Consider the following 258-nt stretch of genomic DNA (forward strand, 5'->3'; position numbering starts at 1 on the left):
CTTGGCGGCGTCGACCTGCTGGTCAACAACGCCGGCATCACCCACCGCTCGTTGGCCGCCGACACCGACCCGGCGGTGCTGGCCCGGGTGATGACCGTGGATTGGGAGGCCCCGGCGGCGCTGACCCTGGCCCTGCTTCCCGACCTGCGGGCTCGCGGCGGCGGCCTGATCAACATCGGGTCCATGGCCGGCTGGATGCCGGTGCTCGGCCGGGCCGGCTATTGCAGCGCCAAGGCCGCCTTCGGGCAGTTCTTCGAG

General features: G+C 72.5%; 1 protein-coding gene. It reads left to right on the forward strand.

Going from position 1 to position 258, the window contains the following annotated elements; genetic code table 11:
* The coding region (locus R0J92_RS24320; RefSeq protein ID WP_411053570.1) for an SDR family NAD(P)-dependent oxidoreductase at window positions 1-258 on the forward strand (258 nt) is incomplete at both ends.

Origin of the sequence: Tritonibacter sp. SIMBA_163, assembly GCF_046535935.1 — a bacterium.
Lineage (GTDB): Bacteria > Pseudomonadota > Alphaproteobacteria > Rhodobacterales > Rhodobacteraceae > Epibacterium > Epibacterium scottomollicae.